Origin of the sequence: Parvularcula oceani, assembly GCF_000733125.1 — a bacterium.
GTDB lineage: Bacteria > Pseudomonadota > Alphaproteobacteria > Caulobacterales > Parvularculaceae > Parvularcula > Parvularcula oceani.
In genome coordinates this window covers 1-14,365 of sequence record NZ_JPHU01000015.1, presented here as the reverse complement: position 1 = coordinate 14,365, position 14,365 = coordinate 1, and the positions used below count along the sequence as shown (strand labels likewise).

General features: G+C 67.7%; 13 protein-coding genes. 4 read left to right on the top strand and 9 right to left on the bottom strand.

Translation table 11 applies throughout. The features are described 5' to 3' along the window. Nucleotides 1-2 precede the first annotated feature (2 nt). The 7 genes from IE88_RS0113830 to IE88_RS0113800 form a co-directional block, all read right to left on the bottom strand. Entirely contained in the window at nt 3-1,028 is a 1,026-nt protein-coding gene (locus tag IE88_RS0113830) for a glycosyltransferase family 2 protein (protein ID WP_051882277.1), read from the bottom strand. Nucleotides 1,029-1,175: 147 nt separating this feature from the next. Further along, complete coding sequence (gene thrS / locus IE88_RS0113825; protein ID WP_031555513.1) at nt 1,176-3,149, bottom strand: threonine--tRNA ligase; 1,974 nt, start codon at nt 3,147-3,149, stop codon at nt 1,176-1,178. A 70-nt stretch (nt 3,150-3,219) separates the two neighbouring features. After that, on the bottom strand, nt 3,220-3,465 hold the full coding sequence (yidD, locus tag IE88_RS0113820; RefSeq protein WP_051882275.1) for a membrane protein insertion efficiency factor YidD: 246 nt from the start codon (nt 3,463-3,465) through the stop codon (nt 3,220-3,222). After that, on the bottom strand, nt 3,452-3,892 hold the full coding sequence (locus IE88_RS0113815; RefSeq protein WP_031555510.1) for an iron-sulfur cluster assembly scaffold protein: 441 nt from the start codon (nt 3,890-3,892) through the stop codon (nt 3,452-3,454). The genes yidD and IE88_RS0113815 overlap by 14 nt, the downstream gene beginning before the upstream one ends. An 89-nt stretch (nt 3,893-3,981) precedes the next feature. Then, nucleotides 3,982-7,233, bottom strand: a complete 3,252-nt coding sequence (locus IE88_RS0113810) for a TonB-dependent receptor (protein WP_051882274.1) — start codon at nt 7,231-7,233, stop codon at nt 3,982-3,984. A 148-nt stretch (nt 7,234-7,381) separates the two neighbouring features. Further along, nucleotides 7,382-9,160 (bottom strand): arginine--tRNA ligase, encoded by a 1,779-nt coding sequence (gene argS, locus IE88_RS0113805; protein ID WP_031555508.1) that lies wholly within the window; start codon nt 9,158-9,160, stop codon nt 7,382-7,384. A gap of 3 nt (nt 9,161-9,163) precedes the next feature. After that, entirely contained in the window at nt 9,164-9,724 is a 561-nt protein-coding gene (locus tag IE88_RS0113800) for a hypothetical protein (RefSeq protein WP_031555507.1), read from the bottom strand. A gap of 104 nt (nt 9,725-9,828) precedes the next feature. Between IE88_RS0113800 and ispH the strand changes: the two genes are divergently transcribed. From ispH to IE88_RS0113780, 4 genes are read left to right on the top strand one after another with little or no spacing between them, the layout of a single operon-like run. Continuing rightward, entirely contained in the window at nt 9,829-10,794 is a 966-nt protein-coding gene (gene ispH / locus IE88_RS0113795) for a 4-hydroxy-3-methylbut-2-enyl diphosphate reductase (protein WP_031555506.1), read from the top strand. A gap of 23 nt (nt 10,795-10,817) precedes the next feature. Then, complete coding sequence (locus IE88_RS0113790; protein WP_031555505.1) at nt 10,818-11,777, top strand: homoserine kinase; 960 nt, start codon at nt 10,818-10,820, stop codon at nt 11,775-11,777. Next, the gene (gene rnhA, locus IE88_RS0113785) at nt 11,778-12,206 is read left to right on the top strand and encodes a ribonuclease HI (RefSeq protein WP_031555503.1); all 429 of its coding nucleotides are present in this window, start codon (nt 11,778-11,780) and stop codon (nt 12,204-12,206) included. A gap of 48 nt (nt 12,207-12,254) precedes the next feature. Next, the gene (locus tag IE88_RS0113780; protein ID WP_031555501.1) at nt 12,255-12,854 is read left to right on the top strand and encodes a DUF3313 family protein; all 600 of its coding nucleotides are present in this window, start codon (nt 12,255-12,257) and stop codon (nt 12,852-12,854) included. 37 nt (nt 12,855-12,891) lie between these two features. On the opposite strand, the gene queE is transcribed toward IE88_RS0113780, so the two are convergent. Both queE and queC read right to left on the bottom strand, forming a co-directional pair. Then, the gene (queE, locus tag IE88_RS0113775) at nt 12,892-13,521 is read right to left on the bottom strand and encodes a 7-carboxy-7-deazaguanine synthase (protein WP_031555499.1); all 630 of its coding nucleotides are present in this window, start codon (nt 13,519-13,521) and stop codon (nt 12,892-12,894) included. Further along, on the bottom strand, nt 13,518-14,234 hold the full coding sequence (gene queC / locus IE88_RS0113770; RefSeq protein WP_031555497.1) for a 7-cyano-7-deazaguanine synthase QueC: 717 nt from the start codon (nt 14,232-14,234) through the stop codon (nt 13,518-13,520). Before queC ends, queE begins: the two co-directional genes overlap by 4 nt. Between the last annotated feature and the right edge of the window lie 131 nt (nt 14,235-14,365).

Genomic DNA, 14,365 nt, shown 5'->3' with positions numbered 1-14,365 from the left:
GCTCAGCGCAGGGCGGCGCGGCGGCTGAGGCGCACCGCGCGCCCGGCGCGGCTGCGTCCGACGCGGCCGTTCATGCCCGCGACCGCGGAGATCCGGCCGCCGAGAATGTGCAGAGCGCGCGCGCAGAAGCCCATATAGATCAGGATCGAGACGAGCGTCAGGAAGCCTACCGGATAGACGCCGGAGAAATGCCGCTTGAAGTAGCGGATCATGCTCTCCGATTTCAGCCGCTCGATCCGGATCCGGTTGGCGCGGGACGAGCTCTTGAAGTGCACGACCTCGACGCCCGGCGCATAGAGCACCCGGCCGCCTCCCGAGCGGAAGCGCAGGCAGAAATCGACATCCTCGACATGCAGGAAGAAGGATTCGTCCATGCCCCGCACCGCTTCATAAGCGGAGGTCGGCATCAGCATGCAGGCCCCGGAGATGACGGGCATGTCCACCGTCTCGCCCGGGCAGGGCTCGCAGTGATTGTTGAAGCGGCGGAAATAGGGGTGCTTCGGCGCGACGGTGTAGAGCTTGGTCATCTCGACCAGAGCCGTCCAGGGCGTCAGCGGCCCGCGCCGCGCGCCGGCCTGCTCCGTCCCGTCCACATTGAGCAGCCGCCCGCCGGCCATCCAGTGCCCGGTCCCGCCATGCTTGAGCCCCTCGGAAAGAAGAGCCGCCACCGCGCCGCGCGGCAGGATCGCATCGGGGTTGAGAACGAAGAGGAACCGCCCCTTCGCGATCTGCGCCCCCATATTGCATCCCGCGGCGAAGCCGACATTGCCGTGCCCGGTCAGGAGGCGGATGCGCGCATCCTCGGCGGTCATCCGCGTCAGCTCTTCGCGCGTGCGGTCCCAATTGCCGTTGTCGACGACGATGACTTCGGCGACCTCGTCCTGCGCGAGCGCAGCCGCGATGGAGCGCCACAGGAGCGGGCCGGTGTAATAGGTGACGATCACGACGCTGACGCAGCGCCGCGGCCGGGGTTGGGAGGAGACCGACTCTAGAAGGCCGTCAACATCCTGTATCGAAACGGCTTCCAAGCCTTTGCCCCTTCCTCGCCTGCACCCGTGTTTTTGCTGTAGATGGTTACGGGTTCCTGAACAACGACTTCCATTGGATCGCGGCGGTGTTGCGGCCCAGTTGTGGCAGGAGAGTCACCATCGCGCCTGCCGTGTGGTCGTTTCCGGTCACTTGCTGCGAAGATCGGGAGGTGTGGCTTCGTTGCACAGCTCGGCGGCGGCCTCGTCCAGCGACATCGTCACGCTCTGTTTCGAGCCTAGGCGGCGAATCGACACCTGGCGCTCCTCCGCTTCGCGGCCGCCGACGACGGCGATCACCGGCACCTTGGCGGCCGAGTGCTCGCGCACCTTGTAGCCGACCTTCTCGTTGCGCAGGTCGGTCTCGACGCGCAGGCCCGCCTTGCGCAGCGCTTCGGCGGCCTCCTCGGCATAGCCGTTGGCATCGGTGGTGATCGTCGCGACCACGACCTGCACCGGCGACAGCCACAGGGGCAGGCGCCCGGCGGCGTCCTCGATCAGGATGCCAAGGAAGCGCTCCATCGAACCGAAGATCGCCCGGTGCAGCATGACGGGCCGCTTCTTCGCGCCGTCCTCGTCGACATAGGAGGCGTCGAGCCGCTCGGGCAGCAGGGGGTCGAGCTGCAGCGTGCCGCACTGCCAGGAGCGGCCGATCGCATCGCGCAGATGGTATTCGAGTTTGGGCGCGTAGAAGGCGCCCTCCCCTTCGAGCACGTCGTAATCGAGCCCCGCCGAGGTCAGCGCCTCGCCGAGCGCGCTCTCCATGCGGTCCCATTCCTCGTCCGAGCCGATGCGCTGCTCGGGGCGCGTGGCGAGCGCGATGCGCACGTCCTCGAAGCCGAGGTCGCGATAGACCGAGGAGGCGAGATCGCAGAATTTCTGCGTCTCGGCGACGATCTGGTCCCAGCGGCAGAAGATATGCGCGTCGTCCTGGGTGAACTGGCGCACGCGCATGATGCCGTGCAGCGCGCCGGTCGGCTCGTTGCGGTGGCAGCAGCCGAACTCGGACATGCGCAGGGGCAGGTCGCGGTAGGACTTGGTTCCCTGGCGGAAGATCTGGACGTGCGCGGGGCAGTTCATCGGCTTGATCGCGAGGAGCCTCGCGTCGTCCACCCCCTCGGGGAAGAGCGGGCCGCCGCTTTCCGTGTCCGGAACGGCGTCGGGCACGACGAACATGTTCTGCGCGTATTTGCCCCAATGGCCCGAGGCTTCCCACAGCTTCTGATCGAGGAGCTGGGGCGTCTTCACCTCGGCATAGCCGTCATCGTCGAGCCGGCGGCGCAGATAGTCCTCCAGCGCGCGCCACATGACATAGCCCTTGGGGTGCCAGAAGACCGAGCCCTGCGCCTCTTCCTGGAGGTGGAAGAGGTCCATCTCGCGGGCGAGCTTGCGGTGGTCGCGGCGCTCGGCCTCTTCGAGGCGGTGGAGGTGGGCCTTGAGGTCCTTCTCGTTCGACCACGCCGTGCCGTAGATGCGGTGAAGCATCTCGTTGCGGCTGTCCCCGCGCCAATAGGCGCCGGCGAGCTTCATCAGCTTGAAGGCCTTGCCGATATGCTTGGTCGAGGGAAGGTGCGGCCCGCGGCAGAGGTCGTACCAGTCGCCGTGATGATAGACCTTGATCTCCTCGCCTTCGGGCAGGTCGCGGACGATCTCGGCCTTGTAGTGCTCGCCCTGCGCCTCGAAGCGCTTCGCGGCCTCGTCGCGGCTCACCACTTCGCGGCGGGTGGGCAGGTCCTCGTCGACGAGGCGCTTCATCTCCGCCTCGATCGCCTCGAAGTCCTCCGTCGAGAAGGGCGTCTTGCGCGAGAAGTCGTAATAGAAGCCGTCCTCGATGACCGGCCCGATCGTCACTTGCGTCTCGGGAAAGAGGTTCTTCACCGCCTGCGCGAGGAGGTGCGCCGCGTCATGGCGGATGAGGTCGAGGCCGTCCTCGTCGGTCCGGGTCACCACCTCGAGCCGCGCATCGTCCTCGATCGTATGGTCGAGATCGAACAGCTCGCCGTCGAGGCGAATGGCGAGCGCCTTCTTGGCCAGCGATTTGGAGATGCTTTCTGCGACGTCGAAGCCCGTGACGGCTTCGTCGAAGCGCCGCTCGGCGCCATCGGGAAGAGTAATGACCGGCATGTCGGCTCTGAATGCTGGCGGGACAGGCCCGCGGTGAAAGGGGTTGTGTGGCCTTACCCCCCGCCTCGCGTCAAGCGAGGCGGGAGCGTTCGGGTTCGGGCACCGGATCATATCCATGGCCGCCCCAGGGATGGCAGCGCGACAGCCGCTTCGCGGTCAGCCACAGCGCGCGTGGCACGGGATGGATGCGCAGCGCCTGCGCCGCATAGGCAGAGCAGCTCGGCTCGTAGCGGCAGCGCGAGCCGAAGAACCACAGGAGCGGCGATCCCACCGCCCTGTAGGCTGCGACCAGCGCGAGGAGGCTAGCGCGCAGCACGGGCTTCGATCTGGCCGAGGCAGTCGGCCGCCGCCTCGAAGGGCAGCATGACCGAGGCGTGGCGGGCAGGATAGGCGGCGACCGGCGCGAGCTTCTCCATCTCGGCGAAGCGCGGCGAAGACGGCGGCGGGCCGCCCCGCTTCAGCATGGCTTCCATCTCGTCCCGCAGGATCCGCAGCTCCTGCGGCGTCGCGCCCTTGGCCGTCCTGCCGAGCATGGAGGCGGCCGCCTGGCCGAGCGCGCAGGCCTTCACCCGCATGGCGAGGTCGTCCACTACGCCGTCGCGCAGAGACAGGTCGAGCTCGACCACGGAGCCGCAGACCTTCGAGGTCTTGCGCGACGTGGCGTCCGCATCGGGCAGAGAGCGGGCCGGCGGAATGCTGCCGGCCGCCTCGAGCAGCGCGCCTGAATAAAGATCGTCGAGCATGGATCCCAGATAGGATGGATCGCCGCCGCCTCAAAGGAAAAGGGCGGCCCGAGGGCCGCCCTTTCGAGGTTTTCGGTCTCGAGCGCCGCTTAGAAATCGTAGCGGGCGCCGAATTGAACCTGCCAGGTGCTGATGCCCCGGTTCACGAACTGGTCGTTCACGTCGAAGCTCTGGATGGCGTAGCCGTTCTCGGTCAGCTCCGCCCCGACCGTCTGGACGCGGTAGGGGAAGCCGTATTCGCGGTAGAGGCCCCAGTCGTCGTCGATCAGGTTGGTCAGGTTGTCGACATCCACCAGGAGGCGCAGGCGGTCATTGCCGAGCATGGCCGGCAGCGGGATCGTCTGGCTCAGGCGAAGGTCGATCTTGCCCCACCAATCCGAATTGAACTCGTTCCGGGGCGCAACGCCGCCGCGATAGTCGTCGAACTTGTCGTCCGAGAAGAAGGCCAGATAGTCGGCCAGCGCCTGCGGATCGGAGTTCGCGACGTCGAGGTTCGGATCGCCCGAGCTGATCGGCACGTAGACGAGGCCGCGATCCGCGGAGGCGTCCGTGTCGCCGAAGAAGTTCAGCCCGTTCGGGAAGCCGTCGCCGGCCCGGCCTGCGTCGAAGGTGTAGCTGTAGGGCCGTCCGGCGTTCAGCTGACCTGCGAGGCCGAGGCGGGTGGTCCAGCCCGGCGCCCATTCCTGCGCGACGTCGAAGCGGCCCGTGAAGCGGTGCGGGATCGCATAGTTCGAGGTGGCCGCGCGGGAGTTGTTGTAGTCGTAGACCGCGAAGTTCTCGAAGTTCGAGATCGCCCGGCTGGACGTGCCCGGGTTGACGTCTTCGGCATCGGTGAAGGCGTAGCCGAGGAAGCCGCCCAGCGTCACCGTGTCGAGCTCCCACTCGTTCTGGACATAGCCGGAGAGAACGAGCTGCTTGGGCTCCTCGTCGGAGTTGGTCAGCAGGAAGTCGCCATCGCCCGATCCGCCGACGCGGGAATCGCAGTCGCCGTAATCGAACTCGGTGCCCGGCCGATAGGTCAGGCCGGCGCAGTCGGGGTCGAGCCGGTCGATGCCGGCATAGATCGGACGGCCGTCCGGCGCCTGGCCGACCGTCGCCATGTTCAGCGCCTGCCACTCATTGGGGTTGTAGGTGATGCCGTAGAGGACATCGGCCCCGAACTCCCAGCCCCCGCCGAGGAAGTTCTGGAAATCGGCGATGTATTTCGCGCCGAAGGAGAAGCGCAGAACGGACGGGATCTCGTAGTTCGGGTCGAGCGCGTTCACATAGCCGTCGGCATTGTTCACCGCGGTGGTGTTCGCGTCGAGCAGCGCCTGCGGGATGTTGAAGCCGTCGAAGCCGGCCAGGACGTCCGGATCGTCGCTGAAGGCGCTGCCCAGCAGGACGCCGTTATTGGTGTAGTTGTTGGACACCCAGACGCCCGGCTCGCCGCCGGAGAAGAGGCCGACGCCGCCGGTGAACGAGACGCCGTTATTGGCCACGTAGTCGAAGGCGATGCGCGGCATGACCAGCGTCTTGCCTTCGAGCGTGTCGTCGTTCCGGATGCCGTAGCGGGCCTGGAAGGCGGGGTTGTAGCCCGGCTTGTCCTCGACCGCATAGGCGTCGATGCGCACGCCGCCGGTGACCTCAAGAGCATTGTTCACGGTCCACACGTCCTGCGCGTAGATCGTGTGCTTGTCGGTCGCGAAATCCGCGGCGCCGTCGGTCGCGTCGTTCGAGCCCGTGTTCGAGTAGAAGATCGAGGCGGGCTGTTGCGCGGCGAGATCTTCGATCGATTCGAAGACGACATCGCCTTCGGAGCTCGACACGAAGAGGTTGAAGACCTCGTTGCGGTCGTACTCGTAGCCGACGGTGAAGAAGTGGTCGCCGGTCGTGTAGTTCGCGGCGAGCTTGGCGTTCCACGCTTCCTGCATCAGCTGGTTGGCGTGGCGGAAGACGTCGGGGCCGACGAAGATCGAGCCGCCGGCATCGGTCTGGATCTCGAGCTGGGCGAAATCGCCGTCGCCCAGAGAGTTCTGGCCCGTTTCGCGGTCCTGATAGGAGACGCGCGCCTCGGTCGAGAAGCTGTCCGTCCATTCCGAGAACAGGCGGCCGGAGACGACGGTCAGCTCTTCGGAACGGTCATACCAGTTGGACGACAGGCCCAGCTCGCCGAAATTGGCGGAGGTGTTCTGGATGCTGATCGAGTTGCCGGTCGTGTGCTGGCCGGAAAGCTCGAGGCGGTGCTGATCGGTCAGATAGGCGTCGAGCTTGCCGAAGAAGCGCTCGTCGTCGACATCGAGGCCCGCGGGAACGTTGCCCGCTTCGAAGCCGTAGACATCCGCGAGGATCTGCTGAACGCGCGAGACATCCGTCGCCGTGATCGAGTCGATCTCGTTGGGGAAGCCCGAGCCGGCGAAGGAGGTGTTCGACGTGTCGCCGCCGGTGAATTTCTCGTAGCCGAGCGTGAAGTAGAGGCGCTCCTTCAGGATCGGGCCCGACAGATAGCCGCCATAGGAATATTCGTCGATGTCGGGGTTCTCGAAGCTGTCGCCCTCGATCGAGTTGCCCTGCAGGTCGCCATTGGTGAAGTCGAAGACGAGGCGGCCTTGGAAATCGTCCGTGCCGGTGCGGCTGACGACGTTGATGTTGCAGCCCGTGAAGCCGCCATACTGCACGTCGAAGGGCGCGATCTCGACGGAGACCTGCTCGGCGACGTCATAGGGGAAGGGCAGGCGCTGAGTCGGATAGCCGTTGCCGTTCAGGCCGAAATTGTCGTTGAGGTTGTAGCCGTCGACGGTCAGCGAGTTCGAGCGGTTGGACGAGCCCACGCAATAGACGCCGTCGCCGAAGGTCTCGTCGATATAGACGCGCGGGTCGAGCTTGATGATGTCCTTGATGTCGCGCGAGGTGGTCGGCAGCTCGGCGAGGTCCTCGGCCGTGAAGGTGACCGAAGGGCCCGGCGCCACGGTGCCGAGCACCTGGCGGGTGCCGACGACCACGATCTCGTCGGCCACGCCGGCGGCGAGGTCTTCGAGCGAGAAGGTCAGATTGGCGGTGTCGCCCACGAAGAAGGTCAGGTCGTCGACGCGCTCGCCGAGATAGCCTGTCTCGCGCGCGGTCACGCTGTAGGGGCCGCCGGCCGGCAGGTTGGTGACGCGGAAGCGGCCATCGCTGTCGGTGGTGACGGTGCGCGACTGGCCGGTCCGGGTGTCGGTGACGACGACTTCGGCATTGGCCAGCGGCGCGCCCGCATCGGTCTCGACCGTACCGCGAACGCTGGTCGTCGTTTCCTGCGCGTGAGCCGCGCCCGCCAGCGCGATGGTCGCGGCGCCCGCCGCGAGGATTGATCTCAGAACCATGACTAGAACCTCTTCCGGGAGGGCGCTTGCCCCTGCCCGGCGGCGGTTAGGCGGACTCTGTGACGGTTTTTTTACGGCTGGAAAGAGTTCCGTCTTCCAGCGCCTTTCGCACTGCACCATTGCAAAGATGCCACAGTGCGGGAGGCGCTCACATGCGGGCGGGCACTTCGATCCCCAGGAGGTCGAGGATGCCGCGCAACTGGTCGCGGGTGACGCGGGACAGGACGAGGCGCGAAGCCCGCTTTTCCGCATCCGCCTCGTCGCCGATCCGGCAGCTCGCGTAAAAGCGGCTGAAGGCTTGGGCGACGCCGTAGGCCTGCTCGCACAGGACATGCGGCATGCGCCGGTCATGCGCGGCCTTGAGCGCATCGGGGAGGTTCGCCAGCGCCAGCGCGAGATCCCGCTCGGCCGGCTCGGTCAGGACGAGTTTCGCCTCGCCGCCATCCGACCCCGCCTTGGCGAGCACCGAATCGATCCGCACCACCGCATAGAGCAGGTAAGGACCGGTCTTGCCCTCGAAGGCCACGAAGCGGTCGAGATCGAAGATGTAATCGGTGGTGCGCGGATTGGAGAGGTCGGCGAATTTCAGCGCGGCCATGCCGACGAGCTTGGCGATCGCCTCGCGCTCGTCTTCTTCATAGCCTTCGCCGACGCCGCCTTCGGCGAGCCGCTCGCGCGCCTTGTCCGTCACCATGTCGATCAGGTCGCGCAGGCGCAGAACGCCCCCTGCCCGCGTCTTGAACGGCTTGCCGTCCTTGCCGTTCATCGTGCCGAAGCCGCAGAACTCCATATGGTCGGCGTCATAGAGGCCGAGGCGTTCGGCGGCGCGGAAGACCTGCTCGAAATGCTCTCCCTGGCGCTTGTCGACGACATAGAGGCAGCGCTGATAGCCTTCCTCCGCCCGCTGATCGAGCGTGGCGAGATCGGTCGAGCCATAGCCGACCGAACCGTTCGACTTGATCATCAGAAGGGGCGGGATTTCCTTCTTGTCGCTTTCGCGCGCGACAGTCACCACGCGCGCGCCTTCGGAGTCCTCCAGCACGCCGCGCTCGCCGAGCCGCGCGACGAGCCCTTCGATCCGGTCATGGACCGAGGCTTCACCGCGCCACAGCTCGAAGCCGACGCCGAGCTCGTCATAGTCCTGGCGGAGGACGGGCAGCGAGACGTCCACGAAATGCCGCCAGACGGCGCGATAGCCCGGCCGCCCCTCCTGCAGCGCGACGGTGGCGGCCTGCGCCTCGCCGAGCCTCGCCCTGGCGGCCTCTATCTTGTCCTGGTCCGTCTCACCCTTCTCGATCTTGCAGGCCTTGGACGCCTGCGGATAGAGCCGCGCGAGGTCGTCGACCGTGACGGGGCTTTCCTTGGGATAAGGCCCTTCGAAGCTCTCGTCCCAATAAGGCAGGTCCGGCCGCTCGCGCTCCAGCTCGGTGATGAGCTGGCCCATCTGCAGGCCCCAATCGCCCAGATGGATGTCGCCCACCGCGTCGTGACCGGCGGCGCGCAGGATGCGCTTGATGCTCTCGCCGATCAGCGCCGCGCGCAGATGGCCGACATGGAGCGGCTTTGCGACATTGGGGCCGCCATAATCGACGATCATCTTCTCGGCCTCGCCGGCCTGCCAGCCATCGGCGAGCGCTGCCTCGGCGAGGCGCGCATCGGCGAGGACGAGGTTCAAGAAGCCCGGCCCCGCGATCTCGACGGCCGCGAAGGCGCCCTCCTCACGAAGGCGGGCGGCGACGGCCTCGGCGATGGCGCGGGGGTTCGCCTTGGCCTGCCTGGCGGCGGCCAGCGCGCCATTGCACTGGAACTGCGCAAGGTCCGGCCGGTCCGAGACGCGCACGGCGCCAAGAGCCGGGTCGAGCCCCTCCGCCGCGAAGGCCGCTCCGACGATCTCCGACAGGCGTTCGGTCAGCGTCCTTTTCGTCACGGCTCAAAGCTCCGGGAATTTCAGGCTGCGGCCCGAGCGGTTGTAGAGGAGCTGGTCCCGGTCCAGCGCGAAGCCCACGGCGATCTCGAAATTGATGCCGGACGTGTCCGCATCCGCGCGCGGGATGACGATGTCGTCGATCTCCTGCGTCAGGGTGGCGACCCGCCGCCCGTCCCTGACCGTGACCGGCACGGAGAATTCGCGCTTGGCGATGAGGTCGCGATTGGTCCGCGTCACGGCGACGAAATAGTCGACCGTATAGCCCTCGCCTTGCGCCGCCGGCCCTTTTCCGATCGCGAAATCGATCTCGACCACGGCGCGGATCGGCGCGTCCTCGGCATAGCGGCAGGAGGTGCGCACGTCCCGGACCTCGCCCGACCAGGCGACATTGCCAAGCGCGGGATCGCCGTCGAACTCGATGATCCGCGCCGCATCGTCGAGCACGAAGACGTTGGGACAGGGCGCGGGGTTGGCCTCGCGGGCGAGACGCGCCTCTTCGAAGGAGTCGCCGACCGACGAGCACGCGGCGAGGGGAAGCGCGAGAAGCGCGAGAAGCTGTCGCATGGGCGGATCCTGACTTGCCGGGAGCGGCCCGATTGTTCCGCCGCCCCATCTTCGGCTAGGGCTTATAGCGGACACCGCGCTCCGCGCCACCGTCGAGGCCTATCGTGACCGAACAGCCATCTCTCACCCTGCGCCTCGCCGCGCCGCGCGGCTTCTGCGCGGGGGTCGAGCGCGCCATCATCATGGTCGAGCGCGCGATCGAACGCTTCGGCGCGCCCGTCTATGTGCGCCATGAGATCGTCCACAACGAGACGGTCGTGCGCCGCCTGCGCGAATTGGGGGCGGTCTTCGTCGACGAACTCGACGAGGTGCCGGACGACCGGCCCGTCCTCTTCTCGGCGCATGGCGTGCCCAAATCCGTTCCGGCCGAGGCGCAGCGGCGCGAGCTTCTCTATCTCGACGCGACCTGCCCCCTCGTCTCCAAGGTCCATATCGAGGCGCAGCGCCATCACGATGGCGGCCACCACGTCCTCCTGATCGGCCATCAGGGCCATCCGGAGGTCATCGGCACGATGGGCCAGCTGCCCGAAGGCGCGGTCACGCTGATCGACACGCCCGAAGACGCCGAGCACTTCGAGCCGCCGCAGGACGCGGAGGGCGCTCCCGTCCCGCTCGCCTATGTCACCCAGACCACTCTGTCCGTGGACGACACGAAGGCGGTGGTCGAGGTGCTGCGCCGCCGCTTCCCCGACATCCGCATCCCCCACAAGGACGACATCTGCTACGCGACCACCAACCGCCAGGACGCGGTGAAGGTCATCGCCGAAGAGGCCGATGCGCTGATCGTCGTCGGCTCTGAGACCTCATCGAATTCCAAGCGCCTGGTCGAGGTCGGCCAGCGGGCGGGGTGCCCCTATGCCGTGCTGGTCGAGGACGCCTCGCGGATCGACTGGGACACGCTCGCCCGGCTGTCGCCGTCCGTGGTCGCGCTGACGGCTGGCGCCTCCGCTCCCGAACCCCTCGTGCAGGGCGTGATCGACGCCCTCAGCCAGCGCTATGCGGTGACGGTCGAGGAGGTCGAGACGGCCAGGGAAGCCGTGACCTTCAAGCTGCCGCGCGCGCTCGCCTGAGCGAACGAGAAGGGGCAGGGAGCATGGCCGTCTACACCCATGTGCCCGACGGCGCGCTCAACGCCTTCCTGTCCTCATACGGCCTGCCCGCCGCGACGATGTTCAAGGGGATCGCCGAGGGCGTCGAGAACTCGAACTACCTCGTCGAGACGGCGGGCGAGCGCTTCATCCTGACGCTCTATGAGCGGCGGGTGGACCCCGGGGACCTTCCCTATTTCCTCGGCCTGATGGATTTCGTCGCCGATGCCGGCCTGCCCGCCGCGCGGCCGCTGACCGGCCGGGACGGCGAGCGCCTGCGCACGCTCTGCGGCCGTCCGGCGGCGCTGATCACCTTCGTCTCGGGCGTCTCGCCCGAAGCGCCCTCGCCCGCCCAGGCCCGCGCTGCGGGCGCGGCTCTGGCCCGGCTTCACCGTGCCGCCGAACCCTTCGAGGGGCGGCGGGCGAACGCGCTTGGTCCTGATGGCTGGCAGGCGCTCTTCGCGCAGATCGCGCCGCGCCTCGACGAGGTGGCGCCGGGATTCCGCAGCGAGGTCGGCCACCATCTCGAACGCGCCCTCGCGCCCCTGCCGGGCCTTCCCGCCGGAACGATCCATGCCGACCTCTTTCCCGACAATGTCCTCTTCGAGGGCGACCGGGTCACGGGCCTGATCGACTTCTACTTCGCCTGCACGGACCGCCTCGCCTACGATCTCGCCATCGCCCTCAATGCCTGGACGAAGGAGCCGGAAGACGGCGAGGCGCCGGACCCGGCCGGTCCCAGAGCGTTCCTTGCGGGCTATGAGAGCATCCGCCCGCTCGCCGGGGCCGAGCGTGATGCCCTGCCGCAGCTTCTCACCGGGGCCGCCCTGCGCTTCCTCCTGACGCGGGCCCATGACTGGCTGCACCGCGTGCCCGGGGCGTGCGTCTCTGTAAAAGACCCGCTTCCCTACCTGCGCCTCCTGCGCCATCACGAGCGCTCTCCCGACGACTTCCTCGAGGCTTGAGTGATCGAAATCTACACGGACGGCGCCTGTTCCGGGAATCCCGGCCCCGGCGGCTGGGGCGTTCTGATCCTGCAGGACGGAGGCGAGAAGCGCCTTTGCGGCGGCGAAGGCGCGACGACCAATAACCGCATGGAGCTCCAGGCGGCCATCGAGGCGCTGGCGGCCTTCCCAGAAGGCACGCCGCTGACGCTCCACACCGACAGCCAATACGTGAAGAACGGCGTGACGACCTGGATCCATGGCTGGAAGCGCAATGGCTGGAAGACGGCGGCGAGGAAGCCGGTGAAGAACCGTGACCTCTGGCAGGCCCTCGATGGGCTGTGCAGCGCTCGCGCGGTGTCCTGGAAATGGGTCAAAGGGCATGCCGGCCATCCGGGAAATGAAGAAGCCGACAGATTGGCGCGCGAAGGCATGGCACCGTTCGCCTGAGCTTGCCGTTGCTGCTATGTTCCGTTCCGGACGATAAAGGAGACGGACATGCGGAATCTCTTCGCTTCAGTGGCCCTCGTCGCGCTCGGCGCCTGCGCGACCCCGACGGGCATGGAGGCCGCCTCCCGCTTCGACAGCTTCGAGGCGGCCGCCCCGGTGCAGCTCGGCGACTATGACCGGGTCTATCTCGCGCCGATCGCGGTCTCGGACGACATTCTCGATCGGCTCGACCGGCAGATCTATCGCGGCACGCGCGACAGCGAATGGGCGATCGACGAGCGCACGATCAACGCCAAGGTCGAGGACCTGCGCGAGGATCTGGTGGCGGAGCTTTCAGAGCGCACCACGCTCGTCGACGCCCCCGGGCCCGGCGTGCTGACGATCCAGCTGACGCTGACGGAGCTCGCATCGAACCGTCCCACCATAGCGGCGCTGAGCGAGGAGCCGTCATTGAGCTTCCAGTCCATCTCCACGGGGGGCGCGGCCGTCGAGGCGCAGCTCCTCGAGGGGGACCGCGTGCTCGCCATGTTCGAGGACCGCAGCCGGTTCAACCCCATCAACGATCCGGTCGTGCAGGCCGGCATCTGGACCGAGGCGGACCGCTATTTCCGCCAGCTCGGCGACAAGCTGGCGGCGCTTCTCGCCTGAGGGCGGCTCAGGGGCCAAGGCTCCCAGGGGCGCAGGATCACGGAATGCCCGTGATCTTGTGCGTCTGAAGCGACAGCCGCCACCTCGGGTGGCGGCGGCAATATTCGACGGTGGCGGCGATGTTCGCCTCCACCTCGGGTCCGTCCATCGGCTGAAGGAAGTGGTGAGTGAAGCGCAGGTCCTCGAAGCGTTCGGGCGGCGCCAGGGCCTGCGGATAGACGAGCTTGAGCTCGGACCCTTCGGTCAGGACCAGCGGCGCATCGGCCTTGGGGCTGACGCAGATCCAGTCCAGTCCCGGCGGCGCCTTCACCGTGCCATTGGTCTCGACGGCGATCTCGAACCTTTCGGCATGCAGCGCTTCGATGAGGGGCGGGTCGAGCTGGAGGAGCGGCTCGCCGCCCGTGCAGACGACATAAGGGCTGCCTCCGCCGGGCCACTGCGCGGCGACCGCGGCCGCCAGCGCTGCCGCATCGGGGAAGCGGCCGCCGCCGACCCCGTCCATCCCGACGAAGTCCGTGTCGCAGAAGGTGCAGACCGCCTTCGCCCGATCCTCCTCGCGTCCCGACCAGAGGTTGCAGCCCGCAAAGCGCAGGAAGACGGCCGCCCGCCCCGCCTGCGCGCCCTCGCCCTGCAGCGTGTAGAAGAGTTCCTTGACCGCGTAGCTCATCTGGCGGCGCCCGTGACCGCCTGCCATTCCCGCCAGCCCTTGGCCCGCAGCTCGCAGGCCGGGCATTCTCCGCAGCCATAGCCCCATTCATGGCGCTGGCCGCGTTCGCCGGCATAGCAGGTATGGGTGTCCTCGATGATGATATCCGTCAGCGCCCCTCCGCCCAGCCGGTCGGCCAGCGCCCAGCTTTCCGCCTTGGTCAGGTGCATGAGCGGGGTCTCGACGACGAGGGGCATGTCCATGCCGAGCCGCAGCGCCTCGGCCTGCGCCTGCACGGCGTCCTCCCGGCAATCGGGATAGCCCGAATAGTCCGTCTGGCACATCCCGCCCACGAGGACGCCCTGCCCCCGCCGATAGGCCAGGGCGCCCGCGAGGACGAGGAAGGCGAGATTCCGCCCGGGCACGAAGGTGTTGGGCAGGCCGGAGGCTTCGGCCGCGAAGGCGACATCGGCTGTCATCGCCGTCTCGCCGAGATCGGCGAGCGCGCCGAGCGCGACCCTGTGATCGGCGCCCAGCCGCTCGCGCCAGTGCGGAAACGCCTCCGCCAGCCGCTGCCGCACGACCTCCCGCGCCTGAAGCTCCACGGAATGCCTCTGGCCGTAGTCGAAGCCGACCGTCTCCACCCGCTCGAAGCGGTCGAGCGCCCAGGCGAGGCAGGTGGCGGAATCCTGGCCGCCGGAGAACAGGACGAGAGCGGAATGGGGGTCGGTCATGCGGGGGGTCTAGCGGTCTTCTTTTTCGGGTGCACGCGCGCGGGCCGTTAAGCCCGCGTTAACCGGTGCAACCTAAGGTTGGAGAGTGTTCGGGGCGGGCTCACCTCCCTCACCCCCCGCGCCGCTCGAAA

Bases quoted from the DNA above. Each gene is read 5' to 3' on its own strand.
- thrS (WP_031555513.1), bottom strand. From the start codon at position 3,149: ATGCCGGTCATTACTCTTCCCGATGGCGCCGAGCGGCGCTTCGACGAA.
- IE88_RS0113815 (WP_031555510.1), bottom strand. From the start codon at position 3,892: ATGCTCGACGATCTTTATTCAGGCGCGCTGCTCGAGGCGGCCGGCAGC.
- IE88_RS0113810 (WP_051882274.1), bottom strand. From the start codon at position 7,233: ATGGTTCTGAGATCAATCCTCGCGGCGGGCGCCGCGACCATCGCGCTG.
- IE88_RS0113800 (WP_031555507.1), bottom strand. From the start codon at position 9,724: ATGCGACAGCTTCTCGCGCTTCTCGCGCTTCCCCTCGCCGCGTGCTCG.
- IE88_RS0113790 (WP_031555505.1), top strand. From the start codon at position 10,818: ATGGCCGTCTACACCCATGTGCCCGACGGCGCGCTCAACGCCTTCCTG.
- IE88_RS0113780 (WP_031555501.1), top strand. From the start codon at position 12,255: ATGCGGAATCTCTTCGCTTCAGTGGCCCTCGTCGCGCTCGGCGCCTGC.
- queE (WP_031555499.1), bottom strand. From the start codon at position 13,521: ATGAGCTACGCGGTCAAGGAACTCTTCTACACGCTGCAGGGCGAGGGC.
- queC (WP_031555497.1), bottom strand. From the start codon at position 14,234: ATGACCGACCCCCATTCCGCTCTCGTCCTGTTCTCCGGCGGCCAGGAT.